9 protein-coding genes are annotated in these 18,940 nt (G+C 65.1%); 7 read left to right on the top strand and 2 right to left on the bottom strand.

Translation table 11 applies throughout. From position 1 onward, the window contains the following. The first annotated feature begins 173 nt into the window (after nucleotides 1–173). The 3 genes from BUS12_RS15920 (at nucleotide 174) to kdgD (ending at nucleotide 3,926) form a co-directional block, all read left to right on the top strand. Nucleotides 174–1,505 carry an MFS transporter gene (locus BUS12_RS15920; RefSeq protein WP_074296487.1) on the top strand — a complete coding sequence of 444 codons (1,332 nt, stop codon included), beginning with the start codon at nucleotides 174–176 and terminating at the stop codon, nucleotides 1,503–1,505. A gap of 63 nt (nucleotides 1,506–1,568) precedes the next feature. Beyond that, a complete protein-coding gene (gudD, locus tag BUS12_RS15915; RefSeq protein WP_074296486.1) occupies nucleotides 1,569–2,918 on the top strand; it encodes a glucarate dehydratase in 1,350 nt (449 codons plus the stop codon). Nucleotides 2,919–3,008: 90 nt separating this feature from the next. Further along, nucleotides 3,009–3,926: a 5-dehydro-4-deoxyglucarate dehydratase gene (gene kdgD / locus BUS12_RS15910; RefSeq protein ID WP_074296485.1), complete on the top strand. Its 918-nt coding sequence runs from the start codon at nucleotides 3,009–3,011 to the stop codon at nucleotides 3,924–3,926. A gap of 84 nt (nucleotides 3,927–4,010) precedes the next feature. On the opposite strand, the gene BUS12_RS15905 is transcribed toward kdgD, so the two are convergent. Then, nucleotides 4,011–4,490, bottom strand: coding sequence for a hypothetical protein (locus BUS12_RS15905; RefSeq protein WP_074296484.1), 480 nt, complete (start codon nucleotides 4,488–4,490; stop codon nucleotides 4,011–4,013). A 146-nt stretch (nucleotides 4,491–4,636) separates the two neighbouring features. Then, nucleotides 4,637–5,290 (bottom strand): nitroreductase family protein, encoded by a 654-nt coding sequence (locus BUS12_RS15900; RefSeq protein WP_074296483.1) that lies wholly within the window; start codon nucleotides 5,288–5,290, stop codon nucleotides 4,637–4,639. Nucleotides 5,291–5,694: 404 nt separating this feature from the next. Between BUS12_RS15900 and BUS12_RS15895 the strand changes: the two genes are divergently transcribed. From BUS12_RS15895 to BUS12_RS15880, 4 genes are all read left to right on the top strand, one after another. Next, the gene (locus BUS12_RS15895; RefSeq protein WP_074296482.1) at nucleotides 5,695–5,940 is read left to right on the top strand and encodes an MbtH family protein; all 246 of its coding nucleotides are present in this window, start codon (nucleotides 5,695–5,697) and stop codon (nucleotides 5,938–5,940) included. Between the two features lie 3 nt (nucleotides 5,941–5,943). Next, nucleotides 5,944–6,798, top strand: coding sequence for a thioesterase II family protein (locus BUS12_RS15890; protein WP_074296481.1), 855 nt, complete (start codon nucleotides 5,944–5,946; stop codon nucleotides 6,796–6,798). After that, nucleotides 6,786–7,760 (top strand): TauD/TfdA family dioxygenase, encoded by a 975-nt coding sequence (locus tag BUS12_RS15885; RefSeq protein ID WP_074296480.1) that lies wholly within the window; start codon nucleotides 6,786–6,788, stop codon nucleotides 7,758–7,760. Before BUS12_RS15890 ends, BUS12_RS15885 begins: the two co-directional genes overlap by 13 nt. A 67-nt stretch (nucleotides 7,761–7,827) precedes the next feature. Next, entirely contained in the window at nucleotides 7,828–18,939 is an 11,112-nt protein-coding gene (locus BUS12_RS15880) for a non-ribosomal peptide synthetase (protein WP_074296479.1), read from the top strand. Nucleotide 18,940 lies beyond the last annotated feature (1 nt).

The following is an 18,940-nucleotide window of genomic DNA, read 5'->3' as shown; positions in this document are numbered from 1 at the left end:
TCAAGCCGCCTGATGACAGGGTAAACACCTTGTTGGAAGCCCGGGATAAAACAGAGTAGACTGTCGTCAGACAACGTATCTCGGATTGTTGGCTGGAGTCATCCCACTCCACGTCCAACCCAGCCGCGTTGCGTTCGATTTGGCCGTCGCCCAGGCCGATCCAGGAGACGCCCTTGCCCTCTGTTCTCACCACGACGCCCGACCCGCTGGAATCCGCGGTCGCGAAGGTCAAGCGGCACATTCTGCCGCTGTTTCTGATCATGTTCATCGCGAACTACATCGACCGTGTGAACATCGGCTTCGTCAATTCGCACATGCAGGCGGATCTAGGCATCGGCGCGGCTGCGTACGGTCTGGGCAGCGGGCTGTTCTTCGTCGGCTACGCGCTGTTCGAAGTGCCGTCGAACGTCCTGATGCAAAAGTACGGCGCACGCGCATGGCTCACCCGCATCATGGGGACGTGGGGTCTCGTGGCCGGCGCGATGGCCTTCGTCTGGAACGACACCTCGTTCTATGTCTTGCGTTTTCTGCTCGGCGTGGCCGAGGCGGGTTTCTTCCCGGGCGTGGTGTTCTACTTCACCCAATGGCTGCCGCAGAAGGAGCGCGGCAAAGCCATCGCGGTGTTTCTCGGCGGCTCGGCGCTCGCGTCGGTGCTGTCCGGTCCGATCACCGGTAGCCTGCTTTCGATCAGCGGGCTCGGCCTGCGCGGCTGGCAGTGGATGTTTCTGATCGAAGGCGGCTTTTCGATCGTGCTGTGCGGCGTGAGCTGGGTCCTGCTGAAATCGCACATTCGCGATGCCGCGTGGCTGACGGCGGAAGAGCAGCGCATTTTGCAGACGTCGATCGCCGCCGAGCAGGCTGAGCGCGACGCGCTCGGCGGCGCGCATTTGCCGGCCATGAAGCTGCTGAAGGATCCGCAAATCTTGCTGTTCTGCTTTCTGTACTTCGCGATTCAACTGACCATCTATGCGGCCACGTTCTGGCTGCCCACCATCATTCGCAAGATGGGCGGACTCTCGGATTTCCAGGTCGGCATGTTCAACACCATTCCCTGGCTGATTGCGATGGTCGCCATGTACTGCTTTGCGGTGCTGTCGGCGAAGTGGCGTTTCCAGCAGGCGTGGCTCGCCGGCGCGCTGGTGATTGCCGCATGCGGGCTGTTTGCGTCGACCTCCGGCAATCCGGTCTTCTCGTTCGTGGCGATCTGCTTTTCGGCTATCGGCTTCAAGGCAGCGTCTTCGCTTTTCTGGCCGATCCCGCAGGGCTATCTGGATGCACGCGTGGCGGCAGCGGTGATTGCGCTGATCAACTCGGTCGGTAATCTGGGTGGATTCTTCGCGCCCGCTGCGTTTGGCTATCTGCAGCAGCATACCGGCTCGATTTCCGGGGGCCTGTATGCGTTAGGCGTGGCGTCGCTCATCGCGGCGGCGGCCGCTTTCCTGACCCGCAATCGCCGCGTGAATCACGACGTCGTGGCGCCGCCGTTTCATAGCAAAGCCCACTGATCATTCGGATACCTATCCAACGACACTTGCCAGCCGGCTCTATCACTTCACGAGTCTTACTTCATGTCTACGAAACCTATTCAATCGAACGCCACGCCGACCGTCACCGAGTTGCGCGTCGTGCCGGTCGCCGGCCGTGACAGCATGCTGCTGAACCTGAGTGGCGCGCACGGGCCGTTCTTCACGCGCAACATCGTCATTCTGCGCGACAGCGCCGGCAACACCGGCGTCGGCGAAGTGCCAGGCGGCGAGAGCATCCGCAAGACGATCGACGACGCGCGGCCGCTCGTCGTCGGCCAGTCGATCGGCAATCTGCAAGCGGTGCTAAACAAGGCGCGCACACAGTTCGCGGACCGCGACGCAGGCGGTCGCGGCCTGCAGACCTTCGACCTGCGCACCACGATTCACGCGGTGACCGCGCTCGAAGCGGCGCTGCTGGATCTGCTTGGACAGCATCTGGGCGTGCCGGTCGCTGCGTTGCTCGGCGAAGGCCAGCAGCGCGACGAAGTCGAAATGCTCGGCTACCTGTTCTACATTGGCGATCGCAAGAAAACCGATCTGCCGTACGCGAGCGGCGCGGAGGGTCGCGACGCCTGGGAGCGGATCCGCACCGAGGAAGCGATGACGCCGGAAGCGGTCGTGCGGCTGGCCGAGGCTGCGCAAGCGCGCTACGGTTTCAACGACTTCAAGCTCAAAGGCGGCGTGCTGCCGGGCGATGCCGAGATCGAAGCCGTGACCGCTTTGGCCGAGCGCTTTCCCGATGCACGCGTGACGCTCGACCCGAACGGCGCATGGTCGCTGGCGGAAGCGGTGCGTTTGTGTCGCGACCAGCGCGACGTGCTAGCTTATGCGGAAGACCCGTGCGGCGCGGAGAACGGCTACTCGGGCCGCGAAGTGATGGCGGAATTCCGCCGCGCGACGGGCCTGCCGACGGCAACCAACATGATTGCGACCGACTGGCGCCAGATGGGCCACGCTATCCAGCTGCAATCCGTGGATATCCCGCTGGCCGACCCGCACTTCTGGACCATGCAAGGCTCGGTGCGCGTGGCGCAGATGTGCAACGACTGGGGGCTGACGTGGGGTTCGCATTCGAACAATCACTTCGACATTTCGCTGGCGATGTTCACGCATGTCGCGGCGGCCGCGCCCGGCAAGATCACCGCCATCGACACGCACTGGATCTGGCAGGACGGTCAGCATCTGACGCGCGATCCGCTGCAGATCGTAGGCGGCAAGGTCAAGGTTCCGCAAGCGGCGGGCCTCGGCATCGAACTCGATCTGGATGCGCTCGACAAGGCGCATGCGCTTTATCAGCAGCACGGCCTGGGTGCGCGCGACGACGGTGTGGCCATGCAGTACCTGATTCCGAACTGGAAGTTCGACAACAAGCGTCCGTGCCTCGTGCGCTGATTCTAACCGCGGACCTGGACCCTCGATCCCCGATACGGCGACGGCCGGCGTGGCCGTTCACTTTTTCTCAAACTTGACACTCTTCAGACCATGACGACCCCTCAAGAACTCAAAGCGATTGTTTCCGAAGGCTTGCTGTCGTTCCCCGTGACCGACTTCGATGCGAACGGCGACTTCCGTGCCGACACCTACGCGGCGCGCCTCGAATGGCTCGCGCCGTACGGCGCAACGGCGCTGTTCGCCGCAGGCGGCACCGGCGAATTCTTTTCGCTGACCAAGAGCGACTACAGCAACGTGATACGGACTGCTACGGAAACCTGCAAGGGCAAGGTGCCGATCCTCGCCGGCGCGGGCGGCCCGACGCGCGTGGCGATCGAATATGCGCAGGAAGCCGAGCGGCTCGGCGCCAAAGGCGTGCTGCTGATGCCGCACTACCTGACCGAAGCGTCGCAGGAAGGCATTGCCGCGCACGTCGAGCAGGTGTGCAAGTCGGTGCAGAACATGGGCGTGATCGTTTATAACCGCGCCAATTCGAAGCTCAACGCCGACATGCTCGAGCGTCTGGCTGATAGCTGCCCGAACCTGATCGGCTTCAAGGACGGCGTGGGCGAGATCGAGGCGATGGTGACGATTCGCCGCCGGCTCGGCGATCGCTTTTCGTACCTCGGCGGCTTGCCCACCGCGGAAGTCTATGCGGCGGCGTATAAGGCGCTGGGCGTGCCGGTGTATTCGTCGGCGGTGTTCAACTTCATTCCGAAGACGGCAATGCAGTTTTATCGCGCGATTGCTGCCGACGACCATGCCACCGTGGGCAAACTGCTCGACGAGTTCTTCCTGCCGTATCTGGCGATTCGCAATCGACGCCAGGGTTACGCGGTGAGCATCGTCAAGGCGGGTGCGAAGCTGGTGGGCCGCGACGCCGGTCCGGTGCGCGCACCGCTTACGGACCTGACCGCAGAGGAACTGGCGCAACTGGACGTGCTGATCAAGAAGCTCGGCGCGCAGTAAGCTTCACGAGTGTGGCGAGTGGCGGCGCGCGGGAGAGGCTCTTAGCGTGCCGCCGGGCCGGCTCCTGCCACGCCGCGCACGCTTTCAATGCATATAGGTGACGCGCCGCTCGCGGACCGTGAGCTCAAGTCCCGCCTCAAGCAGCGCGATCGCAAACCAGCGGACCACCTTCAGCACGACGCTCATCGCCTGTTGCGGTAGCCAGTCTTCAAGCAACCTGATCGCCTCGTCGCTGCGCATGCCCTGCAGCAGCGCGATGGATTGCAGCAGCATGGCTTCGTCTTTCGCAAGATCGCTGGCACAGCGGCAGCGCGTGTCGAGCGGCCGGCGCGTCACGCTCATGACCGAACGCATGAGCAAGTCGAACGAGACGAGACCATCGTGCGAAAGACCGGCATCGGAGAGCGGTTCGCGCCAGCTTTCGCGCTTGCGCATGGCGTCGCACTGAGGACGCAGCCACATCCTGAGCGCGGAGAGGACGGTTTGCTCGGCCATGTCGGGGTGTTGTGCGAGAGACTCGTCGAGTAGTGAGTACGGCTGCTCCGATAAGCTAAGGAAAGGCATGGGACCTCCAGGCTGAAATGAACGCTGCGCCGGCGCGGGCCGCATAGAGAAGCGCGCACGGGGCGCGCAGCGATCGAGCTGTGTGCTATGACTATGGCGCGTGCTGAAGGTCGATCCGCCGAGCCGCGCACGCGTTGGGTTTGCTCTTAATTCGCGGGTGACGGCTTCGACGACGGCCCGGTCCATTCCCGCACGTGGGCGCTGCGCTCGGGCCTGGCCACGGCACGTTGCGCCGCTTGCGGTGTGCCGACGAACAGGAAGCCGAGCAATCGTTCGGACGACTGAAAACCGAGCGCCGCGTGCATGGCTGTGTCGTAGCTGTCCGGACCAGTGGCCCAGAAGCCGCCGTAACCGAGCGCGTGGATCGCGTTCAGCATATTCATCGTCGCTGCGCCGACTGCCAGCAACTGCTCGACTTCGGGCACCGTCGACTCCTCGTCCACCGCCGCGCCGAGCGCAATGATCACCGGTGCCGCTTGCGCTTTCCTCGCGCGATGCGCATGCGCGACACGCGGCTCCCCCGGCGAGCGGGCGCACGCGATATCCACCAGTACCTCACCCAGCGCGACGCGTGCCTCGCCCCGCACGACGACGAAGCGCCACGGGCGCAGATTGCCGTGATCCGGCGCGCGCAGGGCGGCATCGAAGATCGACGCAAGGGCTGCGTCGTCAGGACCGGGGCTCGTCAACGGCCAGTGCGACTGACGCGACAACAGCGTGTTCAGCACGATGTCCGTGTGATCTTGCGGCTCGGGAGCGGTGGCACGGTCGGGCGAGGCAATAGCGAGAGGCGAATTCATGAGAGGCGGCATCACAGTGTTGGCATGACGCCAATGATGAGACAGATTGGTCGTTAATGCAAATGATTCTCATTTGAATATTTTGCCGATGAGGTTATGCGTATCGGCTGGCCAGACGGCTGGCTGGCAGGTGTGACGAAGGCCGCATGGGCCTAGGGGCGAGCTTTGCGGCCGCCAAAACTCCTTGACAAAGGGTAGCGCGCCCTCTAATTTACGCGTCTAAACACAAATGATTCTCATTTGCGCAACACCTTCACACCCGTTTCGATGCCGGCGAATGTGAGGACGGACCGGTCCGAAACGACGCGGGCCTGCTGCCGAGTCGAATCAGGCGAGACGTGTGGCGAGCTCAGATGTGAATGATACTTATTCAAGCGATTCAACAATCTACAGCGGAGCGTTCAATGAGCTGGGGCGATGAAGACACAAATTTCCACGTAGTCGTCAATGACGAAGAGCAGTACTCGATCTGGCCGGACTACAAGGCGATTCCCGCAGGCTGGCGCGAAGCGGGCAAGTCCGGCAAGCGGGCCGAGTGCCTTGCATGGATCGATGAGGTCTGGACCGACATGCGTCCCTTGAGCCTTCGCAAGGCGATGGCCGAGGACGTAGCCCGAGAAACCGCGGCGCGCGCGGGATCGGCGGCCTGATCGATGACCGGATCCGTCGCGGTGCCTGCCGTGCCGATCGCATTGCAGCCGGTGCGCTTGTTCTGTCTGCCGCATGCGGGTGGTAACGCCATGCTGTATCGGCGCTGGGCGCAGCGTTTGCCGCGCGGCGTGCAGGTTGAGCCGCTGGAATTGCCGGGGCATGGCGCGCGTCGTGCGCTGCCCGCGCATACGGAATGGCCCGCGCTGGTCGACGCGTTGCTCGTCGATCTAGAGGGACGGCTCGATGGCGAGATGCCGTTTGCGGTGTTCGGCCACAGCATGGGCGCGCTGGTCGGGCTCGAACTGATCCACGCACTGCGCGAGCGTCACGGTCTCGCGCCGGTATGGTTCGGCGCCTCGGGTTCGGTTGCGCCGAGGCGCCGTAAGCGGGAGACACATTGGCTCGACTGCACGCACGACGCGATGGTCGACAGGCTGCGCGAACTCGGCGGCACGCCTGCGGAGCTGCTCGAGGACCGCGACTTTATCGACTTCGTGCTGCCGCTGTTGCGGGCCGACTTCCATCTTTGCGGCACCTATCGGCGCGAGTTGAATGACGAGGCCGGCATTGCACAGACCTCGCCAAGGCTCACCGTTCGCTCGCCGCTCGACTGTCCGGTCGACGTGTTCATGGGCCGCGACGACAGCGCCACCGCATGCGTCGAAGACGTCGCAGCCTGGCGTGAGGAAACGCGCGCCACGTGCGTGCTGCATCGTTTCGACGGCGGCCATTTCTATCTCGACGGCGCGCCCGAGCCTGTGCTCGCGCGTGTCGCCACCTCTCTTGCGGATGCGCTCGCGCAGTCGGCTCACGCTGCGCCGGCGCGTCTATCGAAGGCCGAAGCATGGATACATTGATCAGCGGTATCGACGAGGTGCTCAGCGAACAGGTGCTGGAGCAAAACGGCTCGCGCGTGCTGGTGCTGAGTCCGCAGGGCGCGCTCAATGTGGACGCGTGCCTGCCGCAGTTGCGGGAACGGGTTGCGCGCGCCAGGACGACCTATGGCGGCGTGCTGCTGCGCGGCTTCGATGCGCTCGGCGCCGCCGGTTTCGATCGACTCGTCACAAGCTTCGGGCAACCGCTGCTGACCTACGAATTCGGCTCGACACCGCGCAGCAAGGTCGAGAAAGGCGTGTATTCGTCGACCGAGTATCCGGCCGATCAATGGATCGATCAACATAATGAGCAATCCTACACGCTCAACTGGCCTGCCTCGATCTGGTTCTACTGCGACATCGCGGCGGAGCAGGGCGGCGCGACGCCGGTTGCCGATAGCCGTCTTGTCTACGAACGGCTCGACCCCGCGTTGCGCCGACATTTCGCCGAACGGCAGGTGATGTACGTGCGCAACTACGGTAACGGTCTCGATCTGCCGTGGGAGCAGGTGTTCGGCACCGGCGAGCGTGACCAGGTCGAACAGTATTGCCGTGCCAACCGGATCGACTATGAGTGGCTCGACGACGGCGAGGCGTTGCGTACGCGCCAGGTGTGCCAGTCGGAGTTGCGTCATCCGGTGACCGGCGAGACGGTGTGGTTCAACCAGGCGCATCTGTTTCATGTGTCGAACCTGCCGCCTGTGGTGCGCGAGGCGCTGCTGGAAGTTGTCGACGACGACCGTTTGCCGCGCAATACGTTCTTCGGCGACGGCACGTCGATCGACGCCGCGATGCTCGACGAAATCCGCGCGGTCTATCGCGAGACGACGTTGTCGTTCGCCTGGCAGGCCGCCGACACGCTGATCCTCGACAACCTGCTGATGTCGCATGGCCGCGCGCCGTTCGCCGGCAAGCGGCGCGTGCTGGTCGCAATGACGGCCTGAACCCCCTTCGGCTACGGCGCACATGAGTGCGCCGGCGGTCGGAAACCCTCTCGAATCAAGATCATTCATGAGTCAAACTGCAAGCGAAGCGTCGAAGGACCTGCTGTCGATTTCGAAGGCGTACGTTGCGTTGCCGCCGGAGAAGCGCGCGGCGTTCCGCGCGCGCCTGAAACAGCGCGGCATCGACCCCTCGCGCTTGCCGATTGTGCCGTTTCCGGGCGGCGAGCGTCGTTTTGCGCTCTCGCACGCGCAGGAGCGTTTGTGGTTTCTGTGGCGTCTCGATCCCGCGAGTGCCGCGTACAACGTCACCGGTGCGGTGCGTCTGCGCGGCCGGCTCGACGCGCGCGTGTTGCGCACGGCGCTCGACCGGGTGGTCGATGCGCACGAGAGTCTGCGGCAGCGTTTCGAAGAAGTCGACGGCGTGCCGTTCCAGATCGCAGGCGAGCGCCGGTACGGTTGGGATGAATTCGAGCTCGAGGGCGGCCGCGATCCGGAAGCGGCGCTCGACGCGCTGCTGGCTGGCCGCTCCGCGTTACCGTTCGATCTCGAGCACGGTCCGCTGTTGCGCGTGGCCTTGGTCCGTCGCGCGGCGGACGATCATGTGCTGCATATCGCCGTGCATCACATCGTTGCAGACGGTGTGTCGATTGATGTTTTTGTGGCTGAATTTACGGCTGCTTATCGGGCGTGTGTGGAAGAGGCGGAAGCGGGCGCGATTGATGGGGCACTGACCACAGGGGCTACCGGCACACCACCCGTGCAATACGGCGACTACGCGCAATGGCAGCGCGAATGGTTCGACGAGGATGCGCTCGAACGCCAGCTCGATTACTGGCGCGAACGCCTCGGTACCGAGCATCCGGTGCTGGAATTGCCGCATGCGCGCTCGCGCACCGGCATGCGCAGCGGTGCCGGCGCGCGCGTGACGTGCGTGCTGCCGCCGGCGCTGCGTGCGACGTTGGGCCAGATCGGCGAGGCGGGCGATGCGACGCTCTTCATGGTGCTGCTCTCGGCGTACGACGTATTGCTGGCCCGTTACAGCGGCCAGCGCGACATTCGCGTCGGCGTGCCGGTTGCCGGCCGCGACCGCACGGAGGTGGCGCTGGCGATCGGCTTCTTCGTCAACACGCTGGTGGTGCGCACCGAATTCGCGGGCCTCGCGACGTTCGCCGACCTGCTGGCTCAGGTGCGCGAGCGCGTGCTCGAAGCGCATGCCAGTGCCGAGCTGCCGTTCACCAAGGTGGTCGACGCGCTTCAGCCGCAGCGCAGCTTCGGCCACACGCCGCTGTTCCAGGCCATGTTCAACTACCTCGGCGCGGATCGCGACATGCCGCCGTTGCCGGGGCTCGACGTGTCCCATCATGAGATCGATACGCAGACCGCGCGTTTCGATCTGGTGCTGGCCGCGCGCGACCGCACGCACGGTCTTGAAGTCTCGCTGACCTACGCAGAGGATCTGTTCGACGGTTCGGTCATCGCACAGATGCTCGATCATTACGTTGGCTTGCTTGAGCAGATTGCGCGCGACGCGGCCGTGCCGCTAGGCTGCTTCGAACTGGTGCGCGAGATCCCTGCCATGCCCGCGCAAAAGACCTTCGAGCCGGTGCCTGCGCGCTTCGCGGCAAGCGTGGCGCGGCAGCCGCACGAGCTTGCTGTGCATTGCGAAGGGGAGCGCACGACGTATGCCGCACTCGACGCATGGGCCAACCGGATCGCGCGGCAACTCGCCGTTGCGGGCGTGCGCGCGGATGAGCGGGTCGGTATCTGCATGACGCGCTCGATCGGTATGGTGGCGTCGCTGCTCGGCACGCTCAAATCGCCGGGCGCGTTCGTGCCGCTCGATCCCGCTTATCCGGCCGAGCGCCTCGCGCTGATGATGGACGACGCGAACGTGCGCGTGCTGCTGACCGATCGCGCGACACGTGAGCAATGTGGTGCATTGTTCGCCGGTCGTACGGTGATCGATGTCCATGCGCTGGATGGCGGGGCGGGCAAGGACACGAGCGCGAGCGCTACGCCGGCGCACTCGCCCCATCCCGAGCAACTGGCCTATGTGATCTACACCTCGGGATCGACAGGCCGGCCGAAGGGCGTCGCCATCACCCACGGCGCATTCGCTGCCCACCTCGACGACTTCATCGCGGCGCATCGCATCGATGCGAGCGACACGGTGCTGCAATCGTCGACGATCAACTTCGACGTCGCACTGCACGAACTGCTGCCCGCGTTGCTGCGCGGCGGCAAGGTCGAAATGCGCGGCCCCGAGGCGTGGGACATCGAGACGACGAGCCGGCATCTGATCGATGCACGCGTGACGTTCTCGCGCCTGCCCACGGCATACTGGCAACAATGGCTACGCAACCCGCCGCCGGCAGACGCGCTTGCTGCACTGCGGCAGATCACGGTCGGCGGCGAGGGCTTGCCGGGCGATGCGCTTGCGCAATGGCGCGGCGGCCCACTCGGTCATATCGGCCTCGCGAATCTGTACGGTCCAACCGAAACGACGGTGGCGTGCATGTATCGCGCCACCACCGCCGACGACGCGTCGCAGCCGATCGTTTCGATTGGTGTGCCGTACGCTTCGCGTACGGCTCGCGTACTGGATAGCGACGGCAACGAGGCGCCGGTCGGCGCACTCGGCGAACTCGGTATTGGCGGCCATACGCTGGCGCGTGGCTATCTTGACCGGCCGTCGCTGACGGCCGAGCGTTTCGTTCCCGATCCGTCGCATCCTGGCGCACGCCTGTATCGCACTGGCGACCTGTGCCGTCGCCGTCCCGACGGCGCCATCGATTTCCTCGGACGCCTCGACCAGCAGGTCAAGCTGCGTGGCCTGCGCATCGAACCGGGCGAAATCGAAGCGGCGTTGCGCCGCCGGCCAGGTGTCGCGGATGCCGTGGTAGTGCTTGCGAAGGATCTCGGCGCGCCGCGCCTGGTCGCCTACGTGGTCGCGAAAGACGGTATGACCGTGCAGAGCGCTTCGCTGCAGCAGGCGCTTGCGCAGCAGTTGCCGGCGCACATGGTGCCTTCGGCGATTGCGTTACTCGATGCGCTGCCGCTCATGCGCAACGGCAAGGTCGATCGTGCGGCACTCCCTGCAATCGATGGATCGGATAACGAACTACACATCGCACCGCGCAACGACGCCGAGCGCGTGTTGCTGGCCCTCTGGGAAGCGGTGCTCGGGCGTGAAGGTCTGGGCGTCGAGGACGACTTCTTTGCCGTAGGCGGCGATTCGATTCTGAGCTTGCAACTGATTGCCCGTGCTCGCTCGCAAGGCTGGTTGCTGACGCCGCGCCAGGTATTCGAGCATCCCACGGTGGCGCGCCTGGCTACGGTAATGCGTCCGCTGGAGGAAGGCGGCGCGGCGCTCGCAGAAGTGCGTGACGCACTGCCGTTGACGCCAATTCAGGCGTGGTTCTTTACGCGTTATCCGAATGGGGAGCCGCATTGGAACCAGTCGGTGTTGCTCGAAGTACGCGGCGAACTGGAGGTGGATGCGCTGGAGCGCGCGCTGAACGCGCTCGTCGCACGTCATGATGCCTTGCGTCTGCGTTTCGAGCGTCATCCGGATGGCTGGACGCAGCGCGTGCTGGTCGATGCGCCGCCGGGGCTGCTGAGTGTGGTCGATCTGCGGAATGCGGTAAGCGCGACGGTGGCGCCGGACACACCGGGTGATTGGCAAGCGGCGTTGGCGGAGCAAGGCCAGCTCGCACAACAAAGTCTCGATCCGCAGGCGGGTCGCCTCGTGAAGGCGATTTACTTCAAAGTACCTTCGACAATGAACGGTACAGCACACGGCGCCGCGTCGGGGCGTCTGTTGCTGGTGATCCATCACCTCGCCGTCGACGGCGTGTCGTGGCGCATCCTGCTAGCCGATCTTCAGGAAGCCTATACAGCGACGCTCGCACGCAAAGCGCCGGCACTCGGCGCTAGCACACCGTGGAGCGTCTGGGTCGGCGCGCAGCGTAAGGCCGTGAACGAGAATCGGCTGACCGGTGCGTTGCATGCATGGCAGCATGTGCTGACCGGTTCGACGCCGGGACTAGCGGCGCCAAGCGGTACCGCCGCATCGAGCCACCGGATCGACTGGCGCCTCGACGCCGCAGCGACCGCCGCGCTACGCCGGGCCGCGCCGCGCGCATACCGTCTTGGTGTCGACGAACTGCTTCTGACCGCACTCACGCGTACGCTCGCCAACGCACTCGGCAGCCACGGTGCGTTGCTCGCGCTGGAAGGGCATGGCCGCGACCTGAACGAAAGCCACGGTTCGGACCTGAGCCGCACCGTCGGCTGGTTCACGTCTCGCTACCCGGTCTGGTTGCCCGCGCAACCAGATGACGCGCAAGCGCTGATCGCGACCAAAGAGCGTCTGCGCTCGCTCCCGGATGACGGCCTGTCGTGGGGCTGGTTGCACGCCTACGGTACAGCGGCGCAGCGTGAAACGCTCGCGCAGTTCGGTGCGCCGCGCATCAGCTTCAACTATCTGGGCCAGTTCGATCAAAGCCTCGCCGCCGACGGCCCGTTCGGCTTTGCGAGCGAAGCGGCGGGCAATCCGCAACCGGACGACGAAAAGCTCGTCTACACGCTGGACATCAACGGCATGATCGTGGGCGACCGCCTGTCGCTCGGCTGGCGCTACGACCCGGCGGTGCTCGCGCAAGCGGACGTCGAAGCATGGCTGGCTGCTTTCGACCGCGAAGTCGCACGACTGGTCGCTCATTGTGCCGCGGCGACGCCGCGTGCAAGCGCGGCGGATTTCCCGCTCGCGCGGCTGAGTCAGGATGAACTCGATGCGCTCGACCTGCCGCTCGATACCATCGAAGACATCTACCCCGCGACGCCGCTGCAAACCGGGCTGATCTTCCACAGCCTGCTGGAACCGGGTGCTTACCTGAACCGCAAGCGCCTAACGCTGCGCGGCACGCTCGATCTCGACGCGATGCGCGCTGCGTGGCGCACCGTCGTTGCACGGCACGCGGTGCTGCGCACGCGTTTCGTGCGCGGTCACGGCGGCGCGATGCTGCAGGCCGTGTACGCGGAGGTGCCGGAGCCGTTTGCCGCGCACGACTGGAGCAGCCGTACTGACTACGAGTCAGCGTTTGCTAAATGGTTCGAGCTCGACGCACCGCAATTGATCGATCTGGACGCGGCGTGCCTGATGCATGTGGCGCTTTTCAAGCGGCCCGATGGTGCGCACGATCTGGCGTGGATCAATCATCACGCGCTGGCTGACGGCTGGAGCAATGCGCAACTGCTGGGCGAGCTGAGCCGCGCTTATCGGGCAGCGAGCCGCGGCGAGACGCCGCTGCTCGATCCGGTTGTGCCGTACCGGTCGTACCTCGAATGGTTGCGCGAGCAACCGGATGTGGGCGAATGGTGGCGCGCTCGACTCGCCCGCGTCGACCGTCCTGCGCTGCTGCTCGACAGTGTGCCGTCGTTGCCCGACAAGGCTTCGCGCGGCGTGCGGACGGGCAGCGCATTCCTCCATCGTGCGCAGACTCTCGACGCTGCGCTCGGCGCGGCGCTCGTGCAAGCCGCTCAAACGTATGGCGTGACGCTCAATACGCTGATCCAGGGTGCCTGGGCGCTGGTGCTGGCGCGCTATGGCAATCGCCGCCAGGTTGCGTTCGGCGTGACCGTCGCGGGGCGTCCGGCGGACCTGCCGGGTTCGGCCGCGATTCAAGGGCTGTTCATCAACAGCTTGCCGCTATGGGTCGACATGCCCGCGCATCAACCGGTCGCGGAATGGTTGCGCGGGCTGCAGACGTACAACGTGGAACTGCGCCAGGCGGGGCACGCCCCTCTGTCGTCCATCCAGCAGTGGGCCGGCGCGGGCTTCGGCACCTTGTTCGATTCGCTGCTGGTGTTCGAGAACTTCCCGGTCGATCCTGCGTTGAACGACGGGTCGCTCGGCTTGAGCGTGGCGTCCTCGGAGTCTTTCGAGCGCACGCATTATCCGTTGACGCTAGGTGTGGTTCCGGGTGAGCGCATTGCGCTGGAGTGGAGTTGGGATGCGCAGCGTTTGCCGGAGGCGACGCTCGATGTATTGCAGCGCGCCTATGTGGACTTGCTCACGCAGTTGACGCACGGCGAAACGCAGACCGCTACGCTCTCGCGCTTGCGCGTTGCCGGGCGGGATGCGGCGAGTGGTGCGACAAGTGGGAGTGCGGCTCACGCCTATCGCTCCGTCGTCGAGCGTTTCGAGGCCGCGGTACGTGAGCGCCCGGGCGCTTTGGCGGTCCATTGTGACGGCGCGACGCTGAGTTATCGCGAACTAGACCAGTGGGCCAACCGGATCGCGCGCCGGCTCGCCACAGAAGGCGTGTGTCGCGAAGCACGCGTGGGTGTTTGCGTCGAGCGTTCGCCGGCGTTGATCGCGGCGTTGCTTGGCGTGCTGAAAGCGGGCGCCGCATACGTCCCGCTAGATCCGGCGTATCCGCGCGATCGTCTGCGCGACATGATCGACGATGCCGGGCTTGCGACGCTGCTGACCGACGCGAGCACTCATGCTGCGCATGCCGAACTGATTGCCTCGGTGCTGTGTGCAGAGATTCGGGTGGACCAGATCGCCACTACAGAGCCGGGCTACGATCTCGGGTATCCGCTGCACCCCGCGCAACTCGCCTACGTGATCTATACGTCGGGCTCTACGGGCAAGCCGAAGGGTGTGGGTATCGACCATGGCGCGCTGAGCCTGCATCTGGACGACTTTATCGCCGAAAACACCTTGAGCGCAGCGGACCGCGCGCTGCAATTCGCGACCGTCAATTTCGATGGGGCAGTGGAGCATATTTTTGCCACGCTGGCTGTGGGAGCCTCGCTCGAATTGCGCGGGCCCGTCTTGTGGAGCGGCGCAGAATTCAGCCGTGTACTGCGGGAACGCAATGTCACGGTTGCAGACTTGCCGACGGGGTACTGGAAGCAATGGGCGCAGCAACTCTCTGAGGACACCGCAGGATTCGCCTTGCGCCGCGTCACGGTGGGCGGCGAAGCGTTGCCCGGTAGTGCGGTTGCGCAATGGTTGACGGGACCGCTCAAGGACATCCCGTTGGTGAATACGTATGGCCCCACCGAGGCAACCGTGACCACGTCGGGGCAGACCGTTACCGCGGATCACGCTGCAAGTGTGGCCGTGTCGATCGGGTTGCCGTGGGCGTCGCGGATCTATCGCATTCTCGATGCCGACGGCGAACCGGTGCCCGGAGGCGCACTGGGCGAACTATGCATCGGTGGCGCGACGCTGGCGCGCGGCTATCTCGGCCGGCCCGCGCAGACAGCGGAGCGTTTCGTGCCCGATCCTTTTGGGCCGTCGGGCTCGCGTCTCTATCGCACTGGCGATCTGTGCCGCTGGCTTGCGGACGGCAGCGTAGCGTATCTGGGCCGTCTGGACGATCAGGTGAAAGTGCGCGGCTATCGCATCGAACTGGGTGAGATCGAACGCGCACTGTGCGTGCAGCCTGGTGTGGCCGAAGCCGTGGCGATCGTGCGAGGCGATCAGGAAGCGAAGCGTCTGCTGGCTTATGTTGTTGCCGCAAGCGGGAAGGCCGCGCTTTCTGGCGTCGTGCTGCGCGAGGCGCTGACCCGCACGCTGCCGGCGTACATGGTGCCATCGGCGATCGTACCGCTCGACGTGCTGCCGACGCTGCCTAACGGCAAACTTGATCGCAAGGCACTGCCGGATGTCGACGGGGATAATACGGATTACGTAGCACCTCAGACGGAGATGGAAACGCTGCTCGCGGGTATCTGGCAGTCGGTGCTCGGCATCGAACGGGTCGGCGCGCGTGACGACTTCTTTGCGCTCGGCGGCCACTCGCTGCTCGCGCTGCAAGTGGCCGCGCGGCTGCAACGTGCGCTTGGCCGCGAGATCGCGCTGCGTACGCTGTTCGATCATCCGGTGTTGAGCGCGCTTGCGGTTGCGCTCGATGAGGTGGTCGCAGAGAGTCTTAACAAACGTAGCCTAAAACCGGTCCGCCGCCTGCGTCGACGCGAGGTTCAGCCCACACATGGTCAGGAGCGCCTGTGGTTCCTCTGGCGTCTCGCGCCTGACAACCCGGCCTACCATCTGTCGCTGGCCGTGAAGGTCGATGGCGCACTTGACGCTTCCGCATTGCGCTTGGCGCTTGCCAGCGTCGTGCGGCGTCACGAGATGCTGCATAGCCGCTTCGAGGAGCGTGACGGTGCGCCTTGGCTGATCGTGGACGAGCATCTCGATTGTGAATGGTCCGAGGCGGCATTCCCGGATATCAGCGATACCGCGCACCCGTCGCTCGCGGCCTGGCTGCGCGACGGCGCGGCGAGACCGTTCGACCTCGCACGCGGCCCGGTGCTGCGCGCGCAACTCGCGCGCCTTGGCGACGGCTCGCATGTGTTTGGGCTGGTGGTGCATCACATCGCCGCCGACGGTTGGTCGATGAACCTGCTGATCGATGAACTGCTGACCGCCTACGCGGCGCATCGCAGCGGCCAGGTGCCTGCATTCGCGCCGTTGCCCGTGCAGTACGCGGATTTCGCCGTCTGGCAGCGCGAGACGCTTGATGCCGCGGCGCTCGACCGGCAGCTCGACTACTGGCGCACATGCCTCGGCGACGAACAGCCGCTGCTGGAATTGCCGGCGGATCGCCCGCGGCCGGCGCTACGCAGTGCACAAGGCGGGCAGGTCGAAGGCGTGCTGGATCAGCCGCTTGCCGATGCGCTGCAAGGTTTCGCACGCCGTCGCGATGCGACCGTGTTTATGACGCTGCTCGCAGCATTCCACGCGCTGCTGCATCGCTATGGCGGCCAGCGCGATATCCGCGTGGGGATTCCGTTGTCGGGCCGCGAGCCGCTGGAGATCGAGCCGTTGATCGGCTTCTTCGTCAATACGGCGGTGATTCGTGCCGACCTCACGGGCGCATTGCCGTTCGATGCGTTGCTGGCGCAAGTCAAGCAACGGGTACTCGAGGCTCAGGCGAATCAGGACGTGCCGTTCGCGCAGATCGTCGACGCTCTGCAGCCAACGCGTGCGGCCAATCACACGCCGTTGTTCCAGGCGATGTTCAATCTGGATGTCCCCGCAGGACCGCTCGATCGGCATGCCGGTACCGCATTGCGATTGCAACCGTTGGGCGGTCAGCGTACGGCTGCGCAGTTCGATTTGACTCTGAGCGTGTCGATTGCGGATCGGGTGAAGCTGTCGTTCAGCTATGCGGTCGACCTGTTCGAACGCGCGACGGTCGAGCGTCTGTTGCGCGACTACGTGGGCGTGTTGACGCAACTCGTTCAGGAGGACATAGCGCCGAAGACACCGCGCTTGCGCGACTTTGTACTGGAAGCGCGGCCTGTCGCGCAGCGCGGCGCGAGTGAGCCGTTTGCGTCGTCCGCGCGGTTTGTGTCCGTGCACGCACGCATCGCGGAGCAAGCGCGCCGCTCGCCCGATGTGATCGCCTTGCGTTGTGATGGCGCGACGCTTAGCTATCGGCAACTGGATGAGCGCGCCGCTCAGCTCGCGCAGCGCCTGCTTCGTCGTGGCGTGAGTGCGGAAGGGCGTGTCGGCGTCTGCGTGACGCGTTCGCTGCAAATGGTGGTGGCGGTACTCGCGGTGATGAAGGCGGGCGCGGCATACGTACCGCTCGATCCGGGTTATCCGGCCGCGCATCTGGGCGGCATGATCGACGATGCGATGCTCGCCTGCACGCTGGTCGATGCGGCGGGACGCGAGCGGTTGGAAGAAATCGCAGGGGAGCATGTGTTCGTCGATGTCGATGTTGAAGTCTCGAGTGCGGGACAGGACAGCAAACAGAGCGCGGAAGACTTCCCGCTCACACCGGTTCGCGCGGATCAACTCGCCTACGTGATCTACACCTCGGGTTCGACAGGCAAGCCAAAGGGCGTCGCGGTTGCTCACGGTGCGCTAAGCCGTTTTCTCGACAGCATGCAGTCTCGTCTCACACTGGGTGCCGATGACGTCTGGCTCGCCGTGACCACGCTGTCCTTCGATATCGCCGCGCTCGAGCTCTATCTGCCGTTGCTTGCGGGCGCAACGATCGAGCTGGCGACGCGCGAAGCCGTCGCGGACGGTCGACGCCTCGCGGCGCTCCTCGACACGTCGAAGGCGAGCGTCATGCAGGCGACGCCGATGGGCTGGCGCGTTCTGCTCGACGGTGGCTGGCAAGGCCAACGAAACGGCAGTACGCCGTTGCGCGCATTGTCCGGTGGCGAAGCACTGCCCGCGGATCTCGCCGACGCACTGCAGACGCGCGGCGTGCAGCTATGGAACATGTACGGCCCGACCGAAACGACGATCTGGTCGAGCGCGGCGCGGCTTGATGTAGGCACGCCGATTACGCTTGGCGCCCCGCTCGAACACACGACGCTGATGGTACTCGACGCGGACGGCAATCCGGTGCCGGACAACGGAATCGGCGAGCTGTGCATCGGCGGGGACAATCTCGCACGCGGTTATACGCGGCGCGCCGGACTGACCGCCGAGCGTTTCGTGCCGGACCCGCACGGCGCGCCTGGGGCACGCCTGTACCGCACCGGCGACTTGTGCCGTGTGCGCAGCCACGGCCCGCTCGAGTATCTCGGCCGTGCCGATCAACAGGTCAAGCTGCGTGGCTTCCGGATCGAGCTGGGCGAAACCGAAGCGGCGCTGCGCGCGCTCGACGGTGTCGCCGACGCGGTATGCCAGATTCAGGGCGAGGGCACGGCGCGCCGGCTTGTCGCATTCATCACCGGTGAAGCCGATCCGGCCGCACTGCGTGCCTTGCTCGCGAGCCGCCTGCCGGCTCAGCAGATCCCCGCGCAGGTCGCACGTCTTGAAGCGTTGCCGCTGACGTCGAACGGCAAGCTGAATCGCAAGGCATTGCCGTTGCTTACGTCAGGCGCAACGGAAGCGTATCGGCCACCCGTCACCGCCACGCAGATCCTCCTGTGCCGTGTCTGGACGGAGGTGCTGGGCGCTGCGCAGGTCGGGATAGACGACGATTTCTTCGCGCTCGGCGGTCACTCGTTGCTGGCGGTACGGGTGGCGGCGCGCGTCGGCGAAGCGCTTGGCCGCAAGATCGAACTGGCGTTGCTGTTCGCGCATCCGGTTCTCGCCGATCTTGCCGCGCAACTCGATAGCGTAGCTGCCACGCAAGGCGAAGGGCCGGATGCGCTCGATGCGCTGCAGGATCTGATGGATTCCTTATGAA

Origin of the sequence: Paraburkholderia phenazinium, from assembly GCF_900142845.1 — a bacterium.
GTDB lineage: Bacteria > Pseudomonadota > Gammaproteobacteria > Burkholderiales > Burkholderiaceae > Paraburkholderia > Paraburkholderia phenazinium_A.
This window is presented reverse-complemented; position numbering and strand designations above follow the sequence as displayed.